General features: G+C 70.7%; 25 protein-coding genes and 1 pseudogene. 11 read left to right on the forward strand and 15 right to left on the reverse strand.

Annotation, left to right across the window (positions count from 1 at the left end; genetic code table 11):
• Positions 1-189 precede the first annotated feature (189 nt).
• From AB0D46_RS06430 to AB0D46_RS06450, 5 genes and pseudogenes are all read right to left on the reverse strand, one after another.
• Positions 190-1,572 (reverse strand): SpoIIE family protein phosphatase, encoded by a 1,383-nt coding sequence (locus AB0D46_RS06430; protein ID WP_362876128.1) that lies wholly within the window; start codon positions 1,570-1,572, stop codon positions 190-192.
• Entirely contained in the window at positions 1,569-2,801 is a 1,233-nt protein-coding gene (locus tag AB0D46_RS06435) for an ATP-binding protein (protein ID WP_362876129.1), read from the reverse strand. Before AB0D46_RS06435 ends, AB0D46_RS06430 begins: the two co-directional genes overlap by 4 nt.
• Positions 2,789-3,205, reverse strand: coding sequence for an anti-sigma regulatory factor (locus AB0D46_RS06440; protein WP_362876130.1), 417 nt, complete (start codon positions 3,203-3,205; stop codon positions 2,789-2,791). Before AB0D46_RS06440 ends, AB0D46_RS06435 begins: the two co-directional genes overlap by 13 nt.
• 95 nt (positions 3,206-3,300) lie before the next feature.
• Positions 3,301-3,642: pseudogene (locus AB0D46_RS06445) on the reverse strand (STAS domain-containing protein); the annotation flags it as partial.
• Positions 3,639-4,502: an STAS domain-containing protein gene (locus AB0D46_RS06450; protein ID WP_362876131.1), complete on the reverse strand. Its 864-nt coding sequence runs from the start codon at positions 4,500-4,502 to the stop codon at positions 3,639-3,641. The pseudogene AB0D46_RS06445 and the gene AB0D46_RS06450, both read right to left, overlap by 4 nt.
• Before the next feature lie 395 nt (positions 4,503-4,897).
• On the opposite strand from AB0D46_RS06450, the gene AB0D46_RS06455 reads away from it, so the two are divergent.
• Complete coding sequence (locus AB0D46_RS06455) at positions 4,898-5,272, forward strand: ATP-binding protein (RefSeq protein ID WP_362876132.1); 375 nt, start codon at positions 4,898-4,900, stop codon at positions 5,270-5,272.
• A gap of 76 nt (positions 5,273-5,348) precedes the next feature.
• Here the strand turns inward: AB0D46_RS06455 and AB0D46_RS06460 are convergent, their stop codons facing one another.
• The gene (locus tag AB0D46_RS06460) at positions 5,349-6,137 is read right to left on the reverse strand and encodes a response regulator (RefSeq protein WP_362876133.1); all 789 of its coding nucleotides are present in this window, start codon (positions 6,135-6,137) and stop codon (positions 5,349-5,351) included.
• A gap of 117 nt (positions 6,138-6,254) precedes the next feature.
• Between AB0D46_RS06460 and AB0D46_RS06465 the strand changes: the two genes are divergently transcribed.
• On the forward strand, positions 6,255-7,850 hold the full coding sequence (locus AB0D46_RS06465; RefSeq protein WP_362876134.1) for an ATP-binding protein: 1,596 nt from the start codon (positions 6,255-6,257) through the stop codon (positions 7,848-7,850).
• A gap of 49 nt (positions 7,851-7,899) precedes the next feature.
• Here AB0D46_RS06465 and AB0D46_RS06470 read toward each other — a convergent pair whose 3' ends face one another.
• On the reverse strand, positions 7,900-8,778 hold the full coding sequence (locus tag AB0D46_RS06470) for a SigB/SigF/SigG family RNA polymerase sigma factor (RefSeq protein WP_362876135.1): 879 nt from the start codon (positions 8,776-8,778) through the stop codon (positions 7,900-7,902).
• A gap of 287 nt (positions 8,779-9,065) precedes the next feature.
• Here AB0D46_RS06470 and AB0D46_RS06475 point away from each other — a divergent pair, with 287 nt between their 5' ends.
• Together AB0D46_RS06475 and AB0D46_RS06480 are read left to right on the forward strand one after the other, a co-directional pair.
• On the forward strand, positions 9,066-9,344 hold the full coding sequence (locus AB0D46_RS06475) for a GlsB/YeaQ/YmgE family stress response membrane protein (protein ID WP_362876136.1): 279 nt from the start codon (positions 9,066-9,068) through the stop codon (positions 9,342-9,344).
• A gap of 169 nt (positions 9,345-9,513) precedes the next feature.
• On the forward strand, positions 9,514-9,801 hold the full coding sequence (locus AB0D46_RS06480) for a hypothetical protein (protein ID WP_362876137.1): 288 nt from the start codon (positions 9,514-9,516) through the stop codon (positions 9,799-9,801).
• A gap of 46 nt (positions 9,802-9,847) precedes the next feature.
• Here AB0D46_RS06480 and AB0D46_RS06485 read toward each other — a convergent pair whose 3' ends face one another.
• The gene (locus AB0D46_RS06485; RefSeq protein ID WP_362876138.1) at positions 9,848-10,291 is read right to left on the reverse strand and encodes a hypothetical protein; all 444 of its coding nucleotides are present in this window, start codon (positions 10,289-10,291) and stop codon (positions 9,848-9,850) included.
• 225 nt (positions 10,292-10,516) lie between these two features.
• On the opposite strand from AB0D46_RS06485, the gene AB0D46_RS06490 reads away from it, so the two are divergent.
• Entirely contained in the window at positions 10,517-10,909 is a 393-nt protein-coding gene (locus tag AB0D46_RS06490; protein WP_362876139.1) for a hypothetical protein, read from the forward strand.
• A gap of 36 nt (positions 10,910-10,945) precedes the next feature.
• Here AB0D46_RS06490 and AB0D46_RS06495 read toward each other — a convergent pair whose 3' ends face one another.
• A complete protein-coding gene (locus tag AB0D46_RS06495) occupies positions 10,946-12,085 on the reverse strand; it encodes an MFS transporter (protein WP_362876159.1) in 1,140 nt (379 codons plus the stop codon).
• 276 nt (positions 12,086-12,361) lie between these two features.
• Here AB0D46_RS06495 and AB0D46_RS06500 point away from each other — a divergent pair, with 276 nt between their 5' ends.
• Together AB0D46_RS06500 and AB0D46_RS06505 are read left to right on the forward strand one after the other, a co-directional pair.
• On the forward strand, positions 12,362-12,991 hold the full coding sequence (locus AB0D46_RS06500) for a DUF308 domain-containing protein (RefSeq protein WP_362876140.1): 630 nt from the start codon (positions 12,362-12,364) through the stop codon (positions 12,989-12,991).
• Positions 12,992-13,072: 81 nt separating this feature from the next.
• Positions 13,073-14,578: a cryptochrome/photolyase family protein gene (locus tag AB0D46_RS06505; protein ID WP_362876141.1), complete on the forward strand. Its 1,506-nt coding sequence runs from the start codon at positions 13,073-13,075 to the stop codon at positions 14,576-14,578.
• 146 nt (positions 14,579-14,724) lie between these two features.
• Here AB0D46_RS06505 and AB0D46_RS06510 read toward each other — a convergent pair whose 3' ends face one another.
• Complete coding sequence (locus AB0D46_RS06510) at positions 14,725-15,327, reverse strand: DinB family protein (RefSeq protein WP_362876142.1); 603 nt, start codon at positions 15,325-15,327, stop codon at positions 14,725-14,727.
• Positions 15,328-15,415: 88 nt separating this feature from the next.
• Between AB0D46_RS06510 and AB0D46_RS06515 the strand changes: the two genes are divergently transcribed.
• A complete protein-coding gene (locus AB0D46_RS06515) occupies positions 15,416-15,616 on the forward strand; it encodes a hypothetical protein (RefSeq protein ID WP_362876143.1) in 201 nt (66 codons plus the stop codon).
• 31 nt (positions 15,617-15,647) lie between these two features.
• On the opposite strand, the gene AB0D46_RS06520 is transcribed toward AB0D46_RS06515, so the two are convergent.
• Positions 15,648-17,765 (reverse strand): MMPL family transporter, encoded by a 2,118-nt coding sequence (locus AB0D46_RS06520; RefSeq protein WP_362876144.1) that lies wholly within the window; start codon positions 17,763-17,765, stop codon positions 15,648-15,650.
• 65 nt (positions 17,766-17,830) lie between these two features.
• Between AB0D46_RS06520 and AB0D46_RS06525 the strand changes: the two genes are divergently transcribed.
• Positions 17,831-18,328: a MarR family transcriptional regulator gene (locus tag AB0D46_RS06525; RefSeq protein ID WP_362876145.1), complete on the forward strand. Its 498-nt coding sequence runs from the start codon at positions 17,831-17,833 to the stop codon at positions 18,326-18,328.
• 33 nt (positions 18,329-18,361) lie between these two features.
• Here AB0D46_RS06525 and AB0D46_RS06530 read toward each other — a convergent pair whose 3' ends face one another.
• Together AB0D46_RS06530 and AB0D46_RS06535 are read right to left on the reverse strand one after the other, a co-directional pair.
• Entirely contained in the window at positions 18,362-18,541 is a 180-nt protein-coding gene (locus AB0D46_RS06530) for a DUF6480 family protein (protein ID WP_362876146.1), read from the reverse strand.
• 65 nt (positions 18,542-18,606) lie between these two features.
• Entirely contained in the window at positions 18,607-19,137 is a 531-nt protein-coding gene (locus AB0D46_RS06535) for a DUF4383 domain-containing protein (protein WP_362876147.1), read from the reverse strand.
• 217 nt (positions 19,138-19,354) lie between these two features.
• Here AB0D46_RS06535 and AB0D46_RS06540 point away from each other — a divergent pair, with 217 nt between their 5' ends.
• On the forward strand, positions 19,355-19,672 hold the full coding sequence (locus AB0D46_RS06540; RefSeq protein WP_362876148.1) for a hypothetical protein: 318 nt from the start codon (positions 19,355-19,357) through the stop codon (positions 19,670-19,672).
• Positions 19,673-19,783: 111 nt separating this feature from the next.
• Here AB0D46_RS06540 and AB0D46_RS06545 read toward each other — a convergent pair whose 3' ends face one another.
• Positions 19,784-21,016 carry a hypothetical protein gene (locus AB0D46_RS06545; protein WP_362876149.1) on the reverse strand — a complete coding sequence of 411 codons (1,233 nt, stop codon included), beginning with the start codon at positions 21,014-21,016 and terminating at the stop codon, positions 19,784-19,786.
• A gap of 356 nt (positions 21,017-21,372) precedes the next feature.
• Here AB0D46_RS06545 and AB0D46_RS06550 point away from each other — a divergent pair, with 356 nt between their 5' ends.
• Positions 21,373-21,951 carry a TetR/AcrR family transcriptional regulator gene (locus AB0D46_RS06550; RefSeq protein WP_362876150.1) on the forward strand — a complete coding sequence of 193 codons (579 nt, stop codon included), beginning with the start codon at positions 21,373-21,375 and terminating at the stop codon, positions 21,949-21,951.
• Between the two features lie 39 nt (positions 21,952-21,990).
• Here the strand turns inward: AB0D46_RS06550 and AB0D46_RS06555 are convergent, their stop codons facing one another.
• Entirely contained in the window at positions 21,991-22,416 is a 426-nt protein-coding gene (locus tag AB0D46_RS06555) for a subtilase-type protease inhibitor (RefSeq protein ID WP_362876151.1), read from the reverse strand.
• Positions 22,417-23,330: the final 914 nt, after the last annotated feature.

The following is a 23,330-nucleotide window of genomic DNA, read 5'->3' on the forward strand; positions in this document are numbered from 1 at the left end:
CACGGAAGAACAGCCGTGCCCCCAGGCCGGTGACCAGCGCCATCAGGGCGATGACCCATCACTTGTCGAACCGGCGTCCTTGTGACCTGAGATCCGTTTCCCGATCCGTCACCACGGCCCCTCCCCCCGCGGAGCGCGCCGTTCGCACTCACGACGGCCGGGTACCCGCCAGGGCCGGGCTGACGCGGGTCAGGGGCGCGCGGCGCTCTCGGACGGGTGGAGCCGGGTGGCGAAGACGATGATGTCGTCCTCGGGTTCGACACCGAAGGTCTCCACCAACAGGGTGCACAGCGCTTCGGGTTCCTCCGGTCCGGCCGCGGCGGTGTCGGCCAGGAGGTCCAACCGGTCGTGCAGGTCGCTGTCGCGGGTTTCGATGAGCCCGTCGGTGACCATCAGCAGCCGACCCCCGGGCCCGACCGGGTGGCTGGTCGCCTCGGGGTGCGGCAGGCCCAGGCCGAGCAGCGGTCCGTGCTCGGTGAGGTAGCGCGGCGCGGCTCCCGGGTTGAGGAGCAGGGGTGGGAGATGGCCCGCGTTGGCGACCTGGATGCGCTGGTTGCCCGGCTCCACCAGCACGATGCACACCGTGGCGGTCCAGCCGCGGTGGTGCAGGCCCAGGAGGTGGTCCAGGTGGTGGAGCAGGAGGTGCGGGGGGTGGCCCTGGGCGGCGTAGGCACGCAGCGCGTGACGTATTCCGCCCATGACCATGGCGGCTTGCAGGGAGTGGCCGACCACGTCGCCGACCGCGAGCAGCAGGCCGTGGGGGGTGGTGACGGCTTCGTAGAAGTCGCCGCCGATCTCGGTCATCGAGGTGGCCGGCAGGTAGCGCACCGCGAGTTCCGTGTTCGGGGAGGACGGCAGGTCGGCGGGCAGGAAGGTGCGCTGCAGGGCCAGGGCCAGCTCGTGTTCCTGGTCGAAGCGCTCCACGACGTCCTTGTGCTCGACGGTGAGGTCCGCGTACAGGGCCATGACACCGGCGTTGGTCTCCACCAGTTCCTCGTTGAGCCGCTCCAGCTCGTCCCGTTGGGCGTGGGCCTCGTGCAGGGCGGCCAGCAGGTCCCGGGTCTGTGCCTGCAGGTCGTCGATCGCGCTGGCCGGAGTGTCGGCCTCCACCATGGCCAGGACGCGGCGGACGTCCAGGTCCCGGGCGGCGAGTTCGGGAATGGGGCAGCTGATCTCGATCCGGCCGACCCGGGAGCCGACCGGCAGTGCGCCGGCGCGGTCCGGGACGGCGAGGGAGGGATCGTAGCGGGTCTGGGGCAGCAGTCGGGTGACGGCGGTCAGGGATTCGGTGCTGGGGGCGCGGTCGTCCGTCCATCGCATCACGGTGTGCAGCGTGGGCGGATGCTGTTGGACGGTGAACACGGTCGTCATCGTGTTGGGGCGCAGCAGGTCGCGTCCCAGTTCGCTCAGTGCGGTCGCGAGGCGGACCTGGTCCCGGTTGTCGAGTCCGACCGCGTCGGCGATGGTCTTGGCGTGGCGGCGCAGGGCGAAGACGTCGCGTTCGGTGGCGATCGGGGCGAGCAGAACGGTGGCGCGGTCGCTGTCGCGTGGACGGATGACGGTCCGCTTCACCTGGTGACCTTGGCGATCACCGCGCTGGCGTCGTCGCGGCGGGTGCCGGCCAAGCGCAGCAGGGCAGCGGCGATGAGGGCGGGCGGATGGTGCAGGAAGCCGGCGAGGTCCTCGGATTTCCAGCGCTCGCTGAGACCGTCGGAGTGCATCACCAGGACGCCGTGGCCGGGCAGATGGTGTTCGTAGGTGCGCAGCTGGTGCATCTGATGGCCGACGATGCCGGGGTGGGACAGCAGGTTGGACCGGCTGTCCGCGGTGACCAGGGCGGCGGTGATGTTTCCCGTGCCGCAGAAGAGGACGCGGCCGTCCGGCTCCAGGCGGGCGACGGCCACCGCGGCGCCGCGGGTGCCGCGCAGGGCGCGGTGGATCTGTTCCATCGCCTGTTCCGGGGTGCGGGCCGTGCCGGTGCGGAAGGCCTGGACGGCTGCCTTGGCGGCGAGGGAGGCCATCGGGCCGTGTCCCAGGCCGTCGCAGGACATCACCAGGGTTCCCCGTCCGGGTCCCGGTGCGGCTGCCCGTACCGGGACGGAGCGTGAGGTACGGGCGGTGACGGCCAACGGGGGGATGCGGGGCGGGAGCCCGGGTGTCGTCGGGGCCCGTCGCAGGGGTGGCCGGGTGGCGGTCAGGGCCGACCAGTCCAGGGAGGACTCTTCGGGTCGGGGCCGGCGGTCGGTCCGTTCGTCGTGGTGTTGCGTGACGTGCTCTGCGATATCGGGGCGCCCGGCCCAGGCGTCGCCGCAGACCTGTTCCCCGCCGATCGGCCGGGTGATGCCGCCCACGGTCGGCTCCCCCGTCACCGTGTGGTGCGGGGGGCGGGGCCAGAAGCGGGCCACCTGGACGGTGCCGAGTCCGCGCCGGGAGTGGATGTGGAAGGCGTCGGCCAGCCGCTGGACCGCTCCGAGGCCGATGCCGAGGGTGCCCGCCGTCGACATCCCGTCGCGCAGGGCCGCCGGTACGTCGGTGATCCCGGGGCCGCCGTCCACGACCACGACTTCGACTCCGGCCACGTGCGCGGTGCGCAGCACCCGCAGCAGCAGAGACCCTTCGACGGCGTGTTTGGTGATGTTGGTGGCCAACTCGGCGACGGCGAGCACCAGTTCGGCGGTGCGGTGCTCGGTGAGCCCGATGCGTCGCCCCAGAGCGGCGGCGGCGCCGCGGGCGGCTTCGGGCTCGTCCCGGAACCAGGCGACGTCCTCACAGTCCGTCAGGTGAAGTGTCACCGGGCCCACTTGGTGACCGTGATGGTGGTGCCGTGTCCCGGGGTGGTGTCCAGGACGAAGTCGTCGACGAGGCGTTTGGAGCCGGAGAGGCCGAGGCCCATGCCGCTGCCGGAGGTCCAGCCGTCGGTCAGCGCCAGGTCGATGTCGGGGATGCCGGGACCCTGGTCGGCGAAGACCAGGCGTACTCCCCGACGGCCGTGTTGCTCGATGAGGGAGGCGGTCATGGTTCCGCCACCGCCGTGGATCAGGGTGTTGCGGGCCAGTTCACTGGCCGCGGTGATCAGCTTGGTCTGCTCCACGAGGGAGAGCCTGCACGCCTGGGCCAGGGCGCGAACCGTCTGGCGTGCGTGCACGACTCCCGCGTTGGCGGTGATCTCCAGCAACTCCGGGCCGCTTTGCCCAGGAGCGTTCACCGGCCGGCCGCGGCATCCGGCGCGCTGACCTCGTCACCGGCTCCCGCTGGAGCGTCGTAGCCGGCTTCGGCGTGTGCCTGGGCGCGGGCACGCTCCAGCACGCGCAGCCCCTTGTCGAGGGTCAGCGCTGTTCGTACTCCGCCCAGCGACAGGCCGAGCTCGACCAGGGTGATGGCCACGGCGGGCCGCATGCCGACGACGACGGTCTGCGCGTCCAGCATCCGGGAGATCGAGGCGATCGTGGCGAGCATGCGACCCACGAAGGAATCGACGATCTCCACGGCGGTGATGTCGATGATCACGCCGTGGGCCCCGGAGTCCACCACCTTGGCGGCCAGGTCGTCCTGGAGCAGCATGACGGCCTGGTCGTCCAGATCCGTCTGGATCGAGACCAGCAGGACCTGCCCGATCTGCAGTACGGGTACCTGCTCGCTCACCGGTTGCCCGCCTGCGGCACCGTACGGGAGAAGGTGACGCCGGAGCGGCGCAGGGCGTGGCGCAGGGCGTCGGCGAGGGTCGCCTTGGTGACGATGTCACCGAAGTCGATCCCGAGCGCGACGATGGTCTGGGCGATCTGGGGGCGGATGCCGGAGATGGTGCATTCGGCGCCCATCAGACGGGCGGCCACGACGGTCTTGAGCAGGTGCTGGGCGACCTCGGTGTCGACCGCGGGAACGCCGGTGATGTCGATGATGGCCTGCTCGGAGCCGGTGTCGATCAGCGCCTGCAGCATCTTCTCCATGACGACCATCGTGCGCGCCGAGTCCAGGGTGCCGACCAGCGGCACCCCGATCACGCCGTCCCACAGCTTGACCACCGGGGTCGACAGCTCCAGGAGTTGCTCGGCCTGTGCGGAGATCAGGGCCTCGCGGGTGCGGGTGAACACCTCGATGGTGAACAGGCCCAGCGCGTCCAGCAGGGTCGCGAACTTCAGGTAGGCCTGGACGTCCTCCACGTCGCCGGACAGCGACGGCTCCAGGACCTCCTTGAGCGCGTACACGCTGAGCGCGGTTTCGGTGGGGGTGAAGCCCTGCTGGGCCCGGCTGCGCGAAAGCTCCGTCAGGAGTGCCCGCACCTCGCCGAACTCGTCGCCGTGCGCGTCGAGGCTGTCCCGCCCGAGGGCCGCCACCAGCGTGTCGTACAGCTCCTGCAGTTCACGCTGGACCTCCGCACGGCTCACCCTGCCGCCGAGGGAACCGGCGACCGTGTCCGCCCAGGCCGAAGCGAGGTCTTCACCCCGTACGGAAAGCAGGCCTACCAAACGCTTTGCAACGTCCCCACCAGCCACAACGCACATCCCTCATCACGGAAGCCCTGCGGCCTCTCCGTGGAAACCTTAGGCCATTGGGCCGAACCCCCGAGCGCCGCCCGGAAATGCCGGGGCCACCGCCGATGCCGGAGCGGAGCGGCGTGCGCCCGCCTCGGCGGCCGGGTGTCGGACGTGCCCCGACCCCCGGGGGGGCGGCGCCCCGTCCGGCGCGGTGCGCGGGGCGGCGTACCGGGGGTCACGGACGGCGACGGCACGTCCGATGCCCCGCGCTGCTCGGTGGCGTGCCCTCCCCGTGGCCGTACGAGGCGGGGGTGTGCGAGGATCGCGGGGTCGATTCGGCACGGGACAGATACGGAGACATGGGACGGTCACGAGGGAACGATGAGTCGGGTGCGCCGTCGGGCCGCCCTGAAACCACCCCTATGAACCCGCGTACCTCGCTTCCCGCCACGGCTGCCGACGCCCGCGACCAGGTCTCGGACCTGCTGCTGCACTCCGGACTCCGCTGCGATCCGGGTGCCGTGACGGACGCCTTGATGGTCACCACCGAACTCGTCACCAATGCCATCCGGCACGGCGGCGGTCTCGCCGGCTTCCACGCCGAGGTCCGGGACGGCGTCCTGCGGGTGTCCGTGGCCGACCACCGTCGCGAGGCACCCGTGACGCAGACCAGTCCGCCCGCCGGAATCCGGATCGGCGGCTACGGCTGGCCGCTGGTCCAGAGCATCGTCGATGAGCTGGCCGTGATTCCGCACGCCGACGGCAAGCGGATCACCGCGCACCTGAAGCTCGGCTGAGCCGCGGGCCCCGCCCCGGCCGCGGCTCTTCATCGGGTGACCGCCCGCGTGTCCGTCCGGATCGGGTGGGCGCGCGTCAGGGGCGCGGGAGGCGCGTGACGGTGTCGAGGTAGAAGGCGTCGATGCTCTGGACGGCCCGCTCGAACTCGTCCAGGTTGACCGGCTTGGTCACGTACGCGTTGGCGTGGCTGCTGTAGGCCCCGCTCACGTCTTCCGGAGCGGCGGAGGTGGTGAGGACGACGACGGGGATCGTCTGGAAGCCCTCGTCGTTCTTGAGGATCTGCAGGAGGTCACGGCCGTTCATCCGGGGCATGTTGAGGTCCAGCACGATGAGGTCGGGCCGTGCGCTGTCGGGGTCGCGCAGGTATTCGAGGGCGGCGACGCCGTCGGTGACCTGGACGAGGTTGCGGGTACCGCGCTCGGAGAGGGCCTCCTCGATGAGCATGGCATCGGCCATGTCGTCCTCGACGAGCAGGACGTCGTAAGGGCGTGCGGGCGCGGTCATCATCGAATGCTCCGTGGGAGTGGGGTGGGGTTTGCCGTCGGGCACGTGGTCGTAGAGGCCGGGCCAGCGACGGCGGGCGCCCTGTCGGCTGATGCCGCAGGCGTTTCCGAGCTGGGGGTAACCGGCGCCCGCGCGGGCGGCGTCGGCGGCCGCGTCACGTTGGAGCCCTTCGGCGGTCTGCCGTACCTGTTCCAGTACGTGCAGCAGGACGAGGGCCGGGTTGGGGTCCTCGGCCTCGGGTGACGTGGGACCGTCCGTCAGCCGGTGGGCAAGCCGGCGCGCGAGGTCGGCGACCGCCGCCCGTGTCACGGCTGCCGCGTCCTGGGACGCGGTCGACGAGGAGGAATCTCTACCCGGCATACCGGCACTGTAGGCGGCCCCACCCACCCTCGACAACATCTGTTGTCACGGAAGCCTCTACAGTGTGCAGGCCGACCGCATCCCGGGACGGCCCGTGACGGTGGAGGGGCGCAGGAAATGACCGGAGTTGAAGGGCTGCCCGATGCCCGGGGCCTGTCCTCGTGGACCACGCGCCGCTGGCTGCGCGTGGGGGTCTCCGCGACCTTGGCCGTCCTCGCCCTGCTCGGGCTGACCGGGGCGTGGGTGCTGGGGCGGACGGCCTCCATCAGTGACGAGCTGGTGGACGTGCGGTCGCCGGCCCTGATGATGGCGATCCGGCTGGAAGCGGCGCTGTTGAACCAGGAGACGGGCATCCGCGGCTACGGTGCGACCGGCAGCCCTGACTTCCTGGCCCCCTACCAGCAGGGGTTGAAGGACGAGAAGGCCTCCGCCGACGGGCTCGCCCGACTGCTGGCCGGCAACGAGCCGGGGCTGCGGGACCTCCGGGCCGTCGAGGGGGCCGCTCGGACGTGGCAGGACAGGATCGCCGGTCCGGTCGCCGCCACCGCGCCCGGGGCGCCCCCGCGATTGGACGCCGGGCGCGCCGAGGAGGGCAAGGCCTCCTTCGACGCCTTGCGGACGGCTATGGCCGGTCAGCAGGAGCAACTCCGGGCCGACCGGGCGAAGGTGCGCGATGACCTCGCGGGCGTCGTGGTCCTGCGCAACTGGGTCTTCAGCGCCATCGCCCTGGTGATCCTCCTCGTCGCCGGACTGGTCTTCGAAGGGTTGCGGCGCGGCATCACGGCGCCCCTCGGGCTGCTCGGAACCGATGCCCGTCGGGTCACCGGCGGCGATTTCGAGCACCCCATCACACCGACGGGTCCGGCCGATCTGCGCCGCCTCGGCGCGGAGATCGACTCCATGCGCCTGCGCCTCGTACAGGAGCTCGCCTTCACCGAGGAGGCCCGCCGGGCTCTCGACGCGCAGGCCGCCGACCTCAAGCGGTCCAACGCCGAGCTGGAGCAGTTCGCGTACGTGGCCTCGCACGACCTGCAGGAGCCGCTCCGGAAGATCTCCAGCTTCACCCAGCTCCTGCGGCGGCGCTACGGCGGGCAGTTGGACGCGAAGGCGGACCAGTACATCGACTACGCGGTCGACGGCGCGAACCGCATGCAGACGCTGATCAACGACCTGTTGGGGTTCTCCCGCGTCGGCCGCGTCGGTCACACCCACCAGAGCCTCGACCTGGACGCGGTCCTCACCCGGACGCTTTCCTCCCTCAGCGTCGGCATCGAGGAAACCGGGGCCGTGATCACCCACGATCCCCTTCCCACGCTGGTCGCGGACCCCACGCAGATGGGGATGCTCTGGCAGAACCTGATCGGCAACGCCATCAAGTTCCACCGGCCGGGAACACCTCCGGAGATCCACGTGTCCGCGGCCCTCGACGGAGCGCTGTGGCGGTTCTCGGTGACCGACAACGGCATCGGCATCGCTCCGGAGTACGCCGAGAAGGTCTTCGTCATCTTCCAACGGCTGCACACGAAGGACGCCTACTCCGGCAGCGGGATCGGCTTGGCGATGTGCAAGAAGATCGTCGAGTTCCACGGCGGCACCATCGCGGTCGACCCGGACCACCGCGACGGCACCCGCATCGAGTTCACGCTCGCGCAGGAACCGCCCACGGTTCACGACCCGTTCGCACCGACCGGAGCGGCCGACGGGCAGGCCTGAGGGGACGTTGCCCCGTCGGGGGCGCCGGCTCCGCGACCGCGGGGCGGGGTCAGTCGGCGAGCATGCCTTCGCGGAGCCGGTTCAGGGTGCGGGTGAGGATGCGGGAGATCTGCATCTGGGAGATGCCCAGGCGCTCCCCGATCTGTGCCTGCGTCATCTCGTCGCCGAAGCGCATCTGCAGGATGAGCCGGTCGCGGCCTTCGAGTTGGCTCAGCAGCGGGGCGAGGGTGCGGAAGTCCTCGAAGAGCTCCATCGCGGGATCCTCGCTGCCGAGCATCTCGGCGAGCGGCCGTGCGGCGGCCGCGGTGGAATCGTCCGCCTCCTGCTCCAGGGGCTGGCTGGAGTGGCCGTTGGCGGCGACCATGCCCTCGATCACCTCTTCGTCGGTGATCTCCAGGTGCTCCGCCAGTTCCCGGACGGTCGGCGCGCGGTCGAGGACGGCATGCAGGTCCTCCTTGCCGCGCGCCAGTGCGATGCGCAGCTCCTGCAGGCGGCGCGGCACGCGCACGGCCCAGGTGGTGTCGCGGAAGTGCCGCTTGATCTCCCCGGTGATGTAGGGAAGGGCGAGCGTCGCGAACTCGTTGCCGAGGGTGGGGTCGAACCGGTCGATGGCCTTGATCAGACCGATGGTCCCGACCTGGATGATGTCCTCGATGTCCGTACCGTCGGTGCGGTTGCGGAACCGGCGGGCCGCGAACTGGACCAGGGACAGGTTCATCTCGATCAGCGTGTTGCGGACGTACTGACGCTCGTGAGTGCCCTCGTCGAGAGTACGGAGCCGCTCGAAGAAGGTCTTGGAAAGGGCCCGGGCGTCTTCGGGAGCGACCTCACGGGGGTCCGCGACGCGGGGCAACGCTTCGAGGAGATGCGTGGTCTCCGTCACCGCTTCGCCCGTTCCGGCCGGGGCGTGGGTGGTGAGGGTGTCCATTTCATCTCCCCGAGTGAGTTGCATCCGTCGCCGAGGTCACCCCCCGGGACGCTGCTGTCCGTGCTGACGCACCCAGAGTTTTACGCCTGACACCCACACCAGTCAAGAAATACGCGAAACGAGTTTCATGAGTTTGGTTGCCGTGTACGCGGCGAGGGCTCGGCCGGGTCCTTCGGCCCCTGCTCCCGGTGCGAACGTCCCGTTTCCGCGCGGCGCCCGTTTCAAAGCGCGTGGCGGGTGCAGAAGCAGCCTGACACCGGCTTCATTCGCAACGTAGGAGAAACATCGTGGGCATCATCGCTTGGATCCTCATCGGCCTGCTCGCCGGCTTCATCGCGAAGGCTCTGATGCCGGGCAAGGACCCGGGCGGCGTCATCATCACGATGTTCATCGGCATCGCCGGCGGTCTGCTCGGCGGCTGGCTCGGCAAGGTCATATTCGGCGTCGACTCCATCGACGGCTTCTTCCACCTCTCCACCTGGATCGCCGCCATCATCGGCTCCGTCATCCTCCTGATCGTCTACCGCCTGGTCACCGGCAACCGACGCGGGCACCGCCACGGCTGACCGGGTCCTCCGTCGACTTCTCTGCCCGGCCCCCTCACCGAGGGGGCCGGGCAGATGCCGTCGGCGGGAGGCTTCTCCCCCGTGAAGATCTTGAACCGCGGAAAACGGGGAACAGGGACAGCAGACGCCCGTTCACGTACGCCGCCGCCGCACAAGGAGCCGCACCTCCATGAGCCCCATCCCGGCCCCGTTCCCCCGTCAGTCGCCCAGGGCAGCCGTCCGCACGCCCGCCCCGCCGGCCTACCCGGTAGGACTCGACGCGATGCTGGACGCCGTGTACGAGACGCACCGCCGCTTCCGGCACGGCGTGTACGCGGTTCCGTGCACGACCTGTCACGTACCGGCCGGCGAACTGTGCAGGGCGCGGCGGAGCGTGCACGCCGCACGCAGGCAGGCCCACCGGGACCGCCTGGCCCAGCACGAGCGGACCCCGTTCCTGGCACCGCTGGCCGCCTAGTGCGGTCACAGCACTGGCGCGCGCGGGAACCGCACCTCGCCCCGGATCAGGAGTCGGACGGCGTCGCGGTGTGGTGCGGGTGCCCCTGAGTGCGGCGGATCGTCTTGAGCCGGGCCTCCAGGAGATGGTCGCGGCCGCCGACGACCTCCTCCACGATGTCGCGCTCCACCTCCGCGAAGGGCCGGTAGTAGGTGGAGTTGTACGCCTCGACGATCTGGAACGTCCAGTGGCCCGGGATCACGTTGCGGCCCACGATCTCCCGTTCCACCCGCCGGGCGTGCTCCTCGTGGCCCGCCTCGCGCAGCAGCCGGACCGCGTCGCCGAGTTCGAAGTCCGCCGTCCCGGTCAACTGGTGGAAACCGTAGAGGTGGCCGCGGGCCCGCTCCGTCGTCTCCAGCGCCTTCGAGAGCGCGCCCAGGGCGCGCACCGTCTTCTCGTCGACGCCCTCGGGCGTCCGGTGTGCCGGGTCCATCTCGCGATTGCTGTCCATGGGAGGAGTCCTGCCCGGGGAGCGGCGGGCCGAGCGGTCGGTTGGACCGAGCGGCGTACGACGGTCCCACCGAACGGGTGGGCGAGGGACGGACGGTCGGGGACGGACCGCTTTCGCGCCTGCCGGGGTCCGGTTTCGGACTGTACCGGTACGTAACCGGGGCGACCCGTGCTGACCGTTGTTCAATACCCCCGTACGGGCGGAGATCGAGACGGGAAACGGCCGATGGCCTTATGGGTGCAGCAGCGCCACCAGGACCTCCACGAACACGCACTGGACCACCTCCACGCACTGCACCGCTTCGACGGGCTCGACGACGCGGCCACCCGCTTCTGCTGGCACCCCGAGCAGGCCGACCGGGCCGTCACGCACGGGCTGGTCTACCGCATCGACGGCCTGGACCACACGATCGCCGTCCACTCCGGCGCACCGCCTGCCGAAGTGATCCGCGTCGCCCACCGCCCCTGGACCCTCCTGCTCCACCACCACGGCCGCACCGCCCACCACGCCTTCAACGCCCCCGCGACACCGGAGGCGTTCTCACGGATCGTCACCGCCCTCGACCGCGCCGTCCAGGACCAGCGGGCCGTCGACCCGTCCCGGACACCGGCTCCTTAGGGACTCCCGAGCGGTCCCGAAGGGGTGGCGCGGGGCTCACCGGTTCGCGCGCAGCGTGCGCATGCGGCCGTACGCGTACACGCAGCCGGCGAGCGCGAGGTCGGACAGCAGCATGAAGCCGATCGAGTACGAGCCCTTGGCGCTGTGGATGGCGCCCATCAGCAGCGGTGGTACGAATCCACCGAGGCCGCCGACGGCACCCACGATGCCGGTGACGCTGCCCACCTGCGCTTGTGGGGTGACCTGGGAGACCAGGGCGAAGACGCTGCCGCCGGCCGTGCCGAGTCCGGCCGCCATCAACAACAGGGCGCAGGTGCCGACGGGGGCGAGGGGCGGGTCGAAGGCCTGCACCACGGCGAACAGGGCGACGACCGCCAGGGCCGCGGCCGTGACGAGGGCCGGGTGGAAGCGGTCCGACAGCCGACCTCCGATGGGTCGGAAGATCACGGTGACCAGGGCGAAGCCGGCCGCCTTGGTGCCGGCGTCGGTCGGGGTGAGCTCGTACCAGGTTTTCAGGTACGTCGGCAGGTAGACGCCGAACGCCACCACTCCCCCGAACCCGATGGCGTACAGGGCCGACAACTCCCACGTCACCCTCAGCCCGCCCGCCTGCCGGAGCCGGGAGATCAGCGGGGCGCCGGGCACCGGGCGCCCGGGGCGGTCGGTGATCAGGATCGCGGCGAGCACCGCGTACACCGCGAGGGCGCCGGCGACCACGACGAAGGGCAGGTTCTCGCCGTGCGCGGCGATGCGCGGGGTGAAGTAGCCCGAGAGGGCGACGCCTCCGGTGCCCATGCCGAAGACGCCCAGCGCGAAGCCGCGCCGCCCGGGCGGGAACCAGGAATTGACCAGCGGGACACCGATCGCGAACGTGGTCCCGCCCAGGCCGAGCAGGAGGGCGACCACCAGGAGCAGGACGAAGTCGTCCTTGACCGGGATCAGCAGGAGCACCGGCACGATGGTGAGCGCGGACACCAGCGGAAACATCAGCCGGGCGCCGTAGCGGTCGGTCAGGGCGCCCGCCGGGATGCGTCCCACGGAGCCGACCAGGACCGGGATCGCGACGAGCAAGGACTGTTGGAACGAGCTGAGGCCGAGCCGGTCCTTGTACCCGGCGGCCAGCGGAGCGATCAGGTCCCACGCCCAGAAGGTGAGCCCGAACCCCACCGTCGCCATGATCAGATTCCGGTACGCCACGGCGGAAGGCTGCTGTTCGCTGTCCACGCCCCAAGTCAAGCCGGCGCGGCCCCGAGCGGCACGTAGAACTGCGCCGTACAGGTCTACCGCGCGGCAGACCTGCCGCGACCGGGGGACGTGGCCGAACGTGGGCGCTCGTCCGTCGGCGCGGCGAGCCACCACACCGCGACCTACTATGAAAATCCACGATCAACCATGTCATTTCCGGCGGCTCCGGGGTTCCCCCGCGGGCAGCCGGCCCGCCCGGGAGGCGTGATGACCGGATCCCCCGACACGGCCCCGCAGTACACGCACGGCGACCCCGAGGACTTCCTGAAACAGCTCGGCGGCTCCTGGCACTGGGCCCTCGGATTCGCACTGACGACCCTGATCCCCGGCATCCTGGTCCTCGTCTGGCCCGACGAGACGCTGCACATCCTGGCCGTGATCATCGGGCTCCAGCTGCTGGTCGCGGGCGGCTTCCGGTTCGTGACCGCGTTCTCCCACAGCGACGACCGCGGCAACAGCCGGTTGGCCGGCGTCCTCATCGCCCTGTTGGCGTTCCTGGCGGGCGTCCTGGTCCTGCGGCACCCCATGCAGACCATCGGCGCGCTGTCGCTGATCGTCGGGGTCTTCTGGTTGCTGACGGGAGTCCTCACCGCGTACGTCGCGATCGCCGATCGCGCGCTGGTCCACCGCGGCATGCTCCTCGGCGTGGGCCTGCTCGGAGCCGTCGCCGGCATCGTCGTGCTCTGCTTCCCGGTGAACTCCGCGATCGCTCTGACGCGACTCCTCGGGCTGTGGCTCGTCCTGCTCGGCGTGTTCGAAGTGGTGATGGCGCTCGCGCTGCGTTCCACCACCCGCCGGAACGCGGATGCGGCCGGCGGTGGGGATGTCGTCCCGTAGCCCTCGGTCCCGCCGCGTCCGCCGCCCCGGTGCGGCCGTGTCCGCCGCCGTCGGACCGCGACCGGTTGGTTGGATGAGGGCATGAGCCATGTGCACTGGCTGTTCGGCGACCAACTCGGCCCGCACTTCACCGCCACGGCCACCGGCGGGCCGCCGAGGAACACCCGGTGGCTGCTGATCGAGTCCCGGGCCGTGTTCCGACGTCGGCGCTTCCACCGGGCCAAGGCCCACCTGATCCTCAGCGCCATGCGGCACCGGGCGGCCGATCTCGGCGCGAGCGCGCGGTACGTCGCCGCGGAGACCTACCGGGAGGGTCTGGCGCGGGCCGCCGGCACCGATCCCGTCTCCGTTCACCATCCGACCTCGCACGCGGCCCTCGCCCTGGTCACCTCACTGCCACAGGTCACCGTCCACCCCGCCCGCGGGTACCTGGTCGGTCACCGCGAGTTCGCCGACTGGGCGGCGCGGCAGACGGGCCGACGGCTGCTCCAGGAGAACTTCTACGAGAACACCCGGCGCGCCCACGACATCCTGATGGACGGGGATCGGCCGGCGGGCGGCCGCTGGAACCTGGACCACGAGAACCGCGAGCCCCCGCCCCGGGGCCGGGAGACGCTCGGCGCGCCGGCCCCGTACCGGCCCCGGGAGGACGGGATCGACGAGGAGGTCCGGCGGGATCTGGACCGTTGGGAACGGGAGGAGGGCATCACCTTCGTGGGCCGCGACGGTCCCCGGCTCTTCCCCGCGAGCCGTCGCGAGGCGCTGGCCGCCCTCGATCACTTCATCACGCACCGCCTCGCCGGTTTCGGCGCCCACGAGGACGCGATGCTGGCCGGCGACCCCGTGATGAGCCACAGCCTGTTGTCCTCCTCCCTCAACCTCGGTCTCCTCGACCCGTGGGAGTGCGTGACCCGGGCCGAGGACGCGTGGCGGGCCGGGCACGTGCCGCTCAACAGCGCCGAGGGGTTCATCAGGCAGGTGTGCGGCTGGCGCGAGTACGTGTGGCACCTCTACTGGCACCTGGGCGAGGACTACCGGCACCGCAACGCCCTGCGGCACACCGCACCGGTACCCGCGTGGTTCCGGGAGTTGGACGCGGACGCCGTGCGGGCCCGCTGCCTGTCGAGCGTGCTGACACAGGTCCGGGACACGGGCTGGACACACCACATCCCCCGCCTGATGGTCCTCGGCAGCTTCGCCCTCCAGCGGGGCTGGGACCCGGTCGAGGTGACGGACTGGTTCCACCGGTCGTTCGTGGACGGCTACGACTGGGTGATGCTGCCGAACGTGGTGGGCATGTCCCAGTACGGGGACGGCGGACTGATGACCACCAAGCCCTACACCTCGGGCGGGGCCTACATCCACCGGATGAGCGACCTGTGCGGCGGCTGCCGGTACCGGCCCACCGACCGTACCGGCGAACGTGCCTGCCCCTACACCATCGGCTACTGGAGCTTCCTCGACCGGCACCGCGCCCGGCTGGAGGGGAACCCCCGCATGGCCCGGGCCGTGAGCGGTCTGGACCGACTCGGTGATCTGGACCAGCTCGTCCGCGCCCATCGCGAAGCGGGCGCCTCCCCGCCCTGAGGACGCGGCGGGGCCTCTCCCGTACCACCGGGGCGCCCCCGGGGTCGCCCGGTGTGGGCCACGGCGTCCTTCTGCGGTTCCGTCGCCGCCGGCAGGCTCAGCTTCGGCTCAGCCCGGCGTTCGTCCCGGGCCGCTCCGGCGGACACTTACTTGGCGGAGGCCCTTTTGGCGGAGGCTTCTTTGGCAGACGCCTCCAGCCTCGCCCGGTACTCCTCGTACCAGGCCGCGTCACCACCGTCCATGTTGTCGTTGGTCTCCCGCATGCCGACCTTGCCGTCGATCAGTTCGCGGACGATGTCGGCGTGGCCGGCGTGGCGGTGCGTCTCGGCCGTCATGTGCAGCATGACGCGCTGGAGCGTCGCGTCGGCGTTCTGGTCCCACCACGCGACGTGGCCCATCGCGTCGAGCGGCAGTGCCTCGATCGTCGCGTCCGCGTGCGCCCGGGCCCGGCGGTAGAGGTCGACGATGTCCTCCCGCGATTCGTCGGCGGTGGCCCACATGTCCGAGTTGGGCTCGGAGTCCTCCTCTTCCCAGGGGTTGGATTCGGTGTGGGGGCGGCCGAAGGTCGGGCCGAAGTAGCCGAGTTCGCCACAGGCGAGGTGTTTGACGAGGCCGAGGAGGTTGGTGCCGGTCGGCGTCAGGGGGCGTCGGATGTCGTACTCGGACAATCCGTCCAGCTTCCAGATGAGGGCATCGCGTGCCGCGTCGAGGTAGCGGTGCAGGTCGTCCTTGGGATCGTTGGGCTTCATGGAGTGAGTCTCGCACCACCGGCCGCCGGCGGTCGCTCGGTTTCACCGACACCTGGTAGGCGCCCGCGCGCTGCGGGGGAGCACGCACGTGTCGATTTCCCGCGTCCGCCCGGCGCCACGGGAGACCATGGGGCCGGGCGGCCGGGTCGTGCCGCCCGGCCCCTTCACGTTCGGAGTGCCCAACGTCCGGTCCGAAGCCGAGCCGGCGAGCCGGCGAGCCGGGGGCGTGCGGCGGTTCTTCGTCCGCGATCCCAACGGCCGGGTGATCAACGTGTTGGGTCAGCGCTGACCGGCCCCGTACGGATCCGGTGGCTCGGCCGCTACGGCTTCGCCGCGTCCGCCCCCGCTGTCTTGGCGTGCCCGTCCCGGGCGAGGGAGCTGGGCCACCAGCTCTTCGGCCCGATGTCGATCACGAGGGCGGGCACGAGGAGGGAACGGACGACGAGGGTGTCGAGGAGGACTCCGAAGGCGACGATGAAGGCGATCTGGAAGAGGAAGGCGAGCGGGATGACCATGAGGGCGGCGAAGGTGGCGGCCAGCACCACGCCGGCCGAGGTGATGACGCCGCCGGTGGTGGTCAGGCCGCGCAGCACCCCCTGCCGGACGCCGTGGGTGAGGGTTTCCTCGCGGACCCGGGACATGAGGAAGATGTTGTAGTCGACGCCGAGGGCGACGAGGAACACGAATCCGTACAGGGGCACGGAGGCGTCCGTGCCGCTGAACCCGAGCAGGTGCTGGAAGACCAGCGCGGAAACGCCGAGGGTGGCCAGGAAGTTGAGGGCCACCGTGGCCACGAGCAGGACGGGGACCAGGACGGAGCGCAGGAGCAGGACGAGGATCAGCAGGATGATGGCGAGGACGATCGGGACGATGAGGGTCCGGTCGCGGGCCGCCGTCTGCTCGGTGTCGTACTTCTGGGCGGTGTAGCCACCCACCAGCGCTTCCGCTCCGGGCACGGCGTGGACGCGGCTCCGGAGTTCGGCGACGGTGTTCTTCGCGGCGTCGCTGTCGGCGGCCGCGGTGAGGGTGGCGTCGATGCGGATCCTGCCGTCGACGACCAGCGGCTCGCCGCCGCCGGGGCGACCAGCGGCGGTGACGGGCGCGGCGGAGGCGACTCCGTCGGTCCCCCGGACCGCCGCTTCCACCTCCTTGGCCTTGGCCGCGTCCACGATGATCACCGCGGGCTGTCCCGACCCGCCGGGGAAGTGCCGGCCGAGAGTCTCCTGCGCGGCGACGGAGGGTGCGTCCTTCACGAAGATCTCGTCGAGGGGGACGCCCCGGGAGTTGAGCGTCGGCGCGAAGGCGGCGAGGACGACCAGGAGCAGGGTCGTCGACACCCAGACGCGGCGCGGCGCCCGGTCGATGAGGCCGGCGACGCGGCGCCAGAGCCGGTGGCCCTCCGTGGTGGCGTCGGCCGGCTTCGGCGTGGCGGGCCAGAACGCGGCGCGGCCGAGGAGGACGAGGACGGCGGGCAGGAACGTCAGGGTGGACAGGACCGCGCAGACGATGCCGATGGCGCCGACCGGCCCCAGGGCCCGGTTGTTCGTCAGGTCGCTGGCCAGCAGGGCGAGCAGGCCGAGGGCCACGGTGGCGGCGCTGGCGGTGATCGCGCCCGCCGAGCGGCGGAGCGACGCCACGGCGGCGGCCGTCCGGTCGTCGCGGGCGGCGAGTTCCTCCCGGAAGCGGGCGGCCAGCAACAGTGCGTAGTCGGTGGCGGCGCCGATGACCAGGATCGACAGGATGCCCTGGACCTGGCCGTCGACCCGCACGACGCCGTGGTCCGCCAGAGCGTAGACGACCGCGCAGGCGAGGCCGAGGGCGAACACGGCGCTGATGATGATCACGAGCGGCAGCAGGAGGCTGCGGTAGACGAGCAGCAGGATCAGCAGGACGGCGCCGAGCGCGACGCCCAGCAGGAGCCCGTCGATGCCGGCGAAGGCGTCGGCGAGGTCGGCCTGGGTGGCGGCCGGTCCGGCGACGCTCGCGCTCAGTCCGGGTACGGTCCGCGCGGCGGCGCGCACGTCGTCCAGGACGGCGGGCAGTTCCTCGCCGAGGTCGGGGGCCAAGGGCACCACGGCCTGCAGGGCCGAGCCGTCGTCGGAGCGCAGGGCCGGGGACGGCGCGGAGGTGACGCCCTCGCGCCCCGCGAGGGCGGCCACGGCACGCCCCGCCGCCTGCTGCTGTCCGTCGGTGACGGCGCCGCCCCCGGGAGCCTGCCAGACGACGATCGCCGGGACCGACTCGGAGCGCTCGAAGTCCTTGCGCGCTTCGACCACCTGCGTGGATTCGGCGCTCTGCGGCAGGAAGGCGGCCTGGTCGTTCGTGGCCACTTCGCCGAGCTTGCCCGCGTAGGGACCGAGCGTTCCGCCGATGCCGAGCCAGATCACCAGCAATACGACTGGTACCAGCCAGCGGGCCCATCGCGGTGTGTGCGTCATCAAGGTCTCCCCAAGTTACTCAATGATGAAGTATCTCAATCATCGAGAGATCATATGCTGGTGCCATGCCAAGCGCTGACACGCCCCTGCCCGTACTTCCGTGCGATGACCCGATCGGATTGCAGTCCTTCGCCGTACTGCTGCGCGCGCTGAACGCGGAGTTCAACCGGATCTCCCAGGAGTTCGCGCAGGCGCAGGGGTTGCACCTGACCGACGTGCAGGCGCTCATCGCGGTGCTCGACGCGGAGCACGAGGAGGAGGACGCCGGACCGATGACGCCCGGGCGGCTGGGCACGCGGATGAACCTGACGTCCGGCGCGGTGACCGCCTGTCTCGACCGGCTGGAGAAGGCGGGTCACATCAGCAGGGTGCGTTCGGCCGACGATCGACGCGTGGTGCACGTGCACTACGCGCAGGCGGGCCGGGTCGCGGCGCGCGAGTACTTCCGTCCGCTGGCCACGTCCACCGATGCCGTCCGGGCCCAGTTCGACGCCCATGAACTGCACGTCGTGGTGCGGTTCCTGGCCGAGCTGAACCGCCGGCTCGCCCTCGTACGGCGCTGAGGGCGAGCCGGCGGCGGGATGCCGCAGGGGTGGTCACCAACTCCAGATGCGGGCGATGAAGAACCCGGCGACCATCAGGGCCCCGATCACGATGAGCAATACGAACATCCCCGGGTGCTCCCACAGGCCCCCGTCCGCCCGCTCGGGGTGCGCGGACGCGGTCGAACCCTCTGCCGGCGGGGTCTCGCCCGGTGGTACTCCGGATATGGACATGCGCTTCTCCGTCCCTCGGCGTGTCGTACGAGTCACCTCGGTCGCGCGCCCGACGCGGCCCTCCGTCACCGACCGGGCAGGTGGGCGTCGAGGGTGGTGAGCGCCGTCCGGGGCTCTTGACCGACGCCGGCGGCCCGGCCGGGATGGCGCTTCTGCCAGTAGGGGTTGTCGTGCGCCAGGCCGCCGCTGACCCGGCCGTACATGCCGAACGTCATGATCAGCAGCCCCATCAGGAAGCTGAAGATCACGTTCGACATGCCGAAGTCGAGGATGTTGCCCGGCCGCCCCAGGAGGAACAGGTGGACGAATCCGCTCAGTACGAACAGCGCCCCGACGCCGATGTTGACGTTCGACGCGACGTTTCCCCCGATCAGCGCGGCGACGAACAGCAACAGCCCGACGACCACGGAGATCGCGCTGAGCAACCCGTTGGTGGACAGTCCGGCGACGCTGCGCCCGGCGGTGTCGAAGGAGGACAGGCTGTCGGCGAATCCGAGGCAGCCGAACACGAGGAGGAGGACTCCGCACAGCGCGGCGCCGATCCGGTAGACCCGGCTGAGGGGATGGTCGACGGGGAGTTCGTCTCGCAGGTTCATCGGCACTCCCACTGATCATGACTCCGGTCCCGAGAGAACCAGAATGACGACGTGGCTGGATGCCGACAAGTTGCACTGCTTGTGCAGCGGATCGACCTCGCCGCGACCCGGCGATGCCCGGATCTGCGACCACGAAGGGGTACGGCGGAGGTCTCTAGCCACAAGGAACTGTTGCTGGGATTTCAGCGACTGTCAGTGGCTGTATGTTCACTCGTTGATGATCGATGAACTTGAGGCGGAAGCCGGTCCGTTGGCGCGGTGGCAGGTGCATTGGCGCAACCCGCGGCGGGAGGTTTCATGGTACGCGGCTGATCCGGTGCCGGCGGGTCTGCCGACGCCGGCGGAGTGGGCGCATGCACACGGTACGCAGCTGGGACAGCCGGTGCTGCTGCGGGCCGATGGCTGGTCGGTGCCGGAGGTCAACGGGTTCTTCGCCTCGGCTCGGATGCGTAACGCGAGCACGGGCACGCGGAGGAAGTACGCCTTCGCGGTAGCCGTCCGGCTGGGATTCCTTGCTGCGGCGGGCCGGACCTGAAGGGCGAGGCGACATGACTGTTGAGCGCGTCCTGTGAACGAGTCTTGTAGTCGACCCGTCCTGCCGACTCCATGCTCAGCTTCAGTCTCCTCCGCCGTCACGCAGGCAGTTTCAGCTCAGGAGAGGATTGCCCCTGAGGTTCGCTTCCCCGCACGGCCAGGGGCCCTCGGCCAGGGAGCCCAGCGGTGTACGGAAGACCAGGACCTCGTTGTCCAGGGAGACAACGACACTGCCTTCGCTCAGCAGTAGCGCACGACCGATAACCGCTCGGCTGTCATCCATGGCGAACAGCTCGTGTCCGGCGAGATCCGTGTCCACAGCGAGCAGCTTGCCGTCTCGCCAGAACACCGCGGTTCCCTCGCAGTCCATCGCGGGGTAGGACGTGTAGTAACCCGTCAGCGGCGGCCCGTCCACAAGGCTGTTGTCCGGTGCGAGCCGCCGAAAGCGTGATCGCGAAGGCAGGCTGTTTTCGAGCTCCGGGCCGCGGACGCCGCCGTTCTTGTCGACGAGCATTGCCCCGTGGCTGGCCCAACGCGCGGTTTCGACGCCGTCCCGGCCGAAGCGGCCGGTCGTGAAGGCACCGTAACCCTGGGATCCGAGCAGGAACTGGCCAGGGCCAGCTATCGCCTTTCGGCCTGTGGGAGCGGGAGCGGTGACCGAGACGGTCTCGCCGCTGTCGAGGTCGAGGAAGAACGTCCTTCCGATGCCACCCCGTGTGTCGGTGAAGCTGGCTGCGATCCGGTCGGCCGATACGAGCAGTGGCTCCCAGTGATCACTGCCGATCTCCTCCGGGACCCAAGGCCTACGCGGCCGGACCTCCCATCCGGTTCGGTCTCCCATCTCCACCACGCCCGGGAACGACACCGCACCGAGCGCAATGGGCGTGGACCAGAGACACTCCCCCTCTCTCGTGTACCGGGCCACGCGAGGCTCCGGTACAGAGGTGGGTCGGCTTCGTTCCCTACGGACCATGCGGGAGCCGCTGACCCAGGAAATGACGAACCCGTCGTCGAGGAGGACGAATGCGCCGATCTCCTCATCGGCGCGGCACTCCGGGCGGACGGTGGGCCCAGTGGAACCGTCCGGCAGAACACCTTCCAGGAGCTGACCGTCGCGGTCTGGGTAGGCGAGCCACAGCGCGCCGTCCGCGGCCAGCCGGGATTGCGGCTTGCCTGTCCCAGGGTAGGTCCGCTGCCACGCCACCTTGCCTGAAAGGTCGACCCTCGTGATGACGGTCGCCAGCGGATTCGGGCCGTAGCCGGTCACGGTCAGTGGCCCGGAGGGGTCGGATGTGGCCACAGCCCGGATCTGGCCCGGCATGGTGAAACGTGATGAGAGGGTCATGCGTCCGCATCTTGCCGCATGTCTCCGTCCGCTGCGGTTGGGCCCTCTGCAGCGCTCGTCTGGAACGCTCAGGGGCCAACTGCAGTGCTCAGTCACACACCGGCTTGACGTGGGGAGCTACAGACGAGCCGTGATCGATTGATGCTCGGCAACAGCTCGGAATAGGCGAGAGAAGCGGCGGACGGCACCGCTCTCCAGTTGTGCGTCGCCGCCACCCCTGAGGGTGGCGGCGACGTCCCCCGTTGCGCAACAAACGTATCGATACGAAACGAACCGTTGCGGTTCCGCCACGATGCCGGCGCGCGCCACCCTTTGTCAACACGAGACGTAGCGTTGCGTGGCGTTAGGATCGACTCGTGCCACCTGCCATCCGCAACGAAGACGCGCGTCAGGCCATCCTCGACGCGACCGTCGCCCTCTGTGTCGAACGGGGTTTCGCCACGACCACCATCGAGGGCATCGCCGGACGGGCCGGCGTGGGCAAGACGACGATCTACCGCTGGTGGCCGTCCAAGGCCGCCATCCTCATCGAGGCGATCGAGGCGGCGCGGGACGCGTCCGCCGGCTTCCCCGACACCGGCGACATCCAGGCCGATCTGGTCACCCAGACCACCAACGTGATGAGCCTCTTCCAGTCGGACTTCGGCAGGCTCTGGCGCGGCCTGATCGCCGCCGCGCAGAGTGAGGAGGCCGCCGCGGAAGGGGTCACGCGCATCCTGCGCGTCGCCATCGACGGGTGCGTGGCCCGCCTCGCCGCGGCCCGCGCGGCCGGCCAGATCCGGGGCGACCTCGACCTCGAACTCGTCGTCGAACTCGTCTACGGCCCGGTCTACCACACGTGGCTGCTGCGTACGCGCCCCATCCCGGAGGGGTACATGGCATCGGTGCTGGCCACGCTCATGCCCGCGTTCGCGCCGACCCCCGAGGGGGCCTGACGCGAACGAACGGGCGGGGCGACTTGTGACTCCGGGACGTCAGAACGCGTAGACCGGGTTGCCGTTGAGGGTCGCGGACATCACGCAGGCGTTGGAGAAGGTGTGCTTCCACGCGACGTGATGGCCGCGCAGCACTCCGTTCGCGGTGACGGTGACCGGGTCGTGGATCATCGGGCAGGCCCGGTCCGGATCCGGGGCGGCCAGCAGGTGGTTGAGCTCGCCGTCGGTGGCGTTGAGGGCGTCGCACGCGGCCCGGGGGGCGGGGTGCGTGCCCTCGGCGGTGTAGGCGCAGCTGAGGGTGGTCGCGCGCAGGACGGTGCCGGTGGTGTCGCTCGCGCCCTGGGTCACGGTGAAGACCATGGCCGAGGGGGCGTACAGGCTCGCGGGCTGGGCCTGCGCCGCGCCGGTGGCGCCTGCGAGGCAAAGGAGCGCGGCTGCGGAGACGGTCGCTAGGCGGTGACGCACGACGGAACTCGCTTTCGATTCGAAGGTTGATTGCGGCGCTGCATCTCTTATGCAGTGCTCAACTAGGTTTGAGGCTGCCAGACTTGAAGGAAGGTCACCAACCGAGGATCGCTTTACGGACAGGTCATCCGCATATCGGATCGCCACCGGCCATCCCCGCAGCTCGTGGCGTGCGCCCCGCCCCTCCGGAGCGCACGCGGACACGGCCCACCTCGGGCCAGGACCTGCGCCCGAACACCACCCGCCCTGGTGACGGCCGCGCGCGATTCACCGGGCCGCCATGCAGGGTGACGCGATTGATGCGGTGACGAAGCGGGCCGACGGGGGTCATAGCGGTCGTCCGGCTCGCCCACCAACCGCTGCCGCGTCCCCGAAAGCGCGTACGAGCGGTGACGTTCAGCGAGATTCGGGCGGCTCCGGGGTGAGCCGTCCCACAGGACCCACGTCACATACGAGCCCGGATAGTAGGCCGCGAAGGTCCGCGGCGGCGCTCCGCGCCGGCCCGCGCCCGCCCTCCTGCCCGCGGACCGGCCGACGGGCTGTCGGTCCCCGGCTGCGAGGGCGGGTAGTAGAAGGGCTCGTTGCCAGGCAGGTGGGGCGTCGGTAGAACTGGATGAGTCGCCGGGCGGCACGGGTGCTCCACCCGCCGCTGACGAGCCCCTCTCCACCGCGTGAAGGGATCACGCATGCCCTCGGCATGCCGCGACCGTCCTCGTCCCCTGTGGAAGGTTCCCCGTGTCGAACACCGTCATCCGCCGCATCGCCGCCTCGAAGAAGGCCCTCGCGGGCACCGTCGTCGCCCTCGGCGTCGCCGGCTCGATGCTCGCCACGGTCCCCGCCCAGGCGGCCCCCACGAGCGCCAAGGCGATCGCCCAGCAGATGATCAAGGACCCGGCGCAGTTCGCGGCGTTCAA

The sequence above is a fragment of the Streptomyces sp. NPDC048383 genome (assembly GCF_040651775.1).
Taxonomy (GTDB): domain Bacteria; phylum Actinomycetota; class Actinomycetes; order Streptomycetales; family Streptomycetaceae; genus Streptomyces.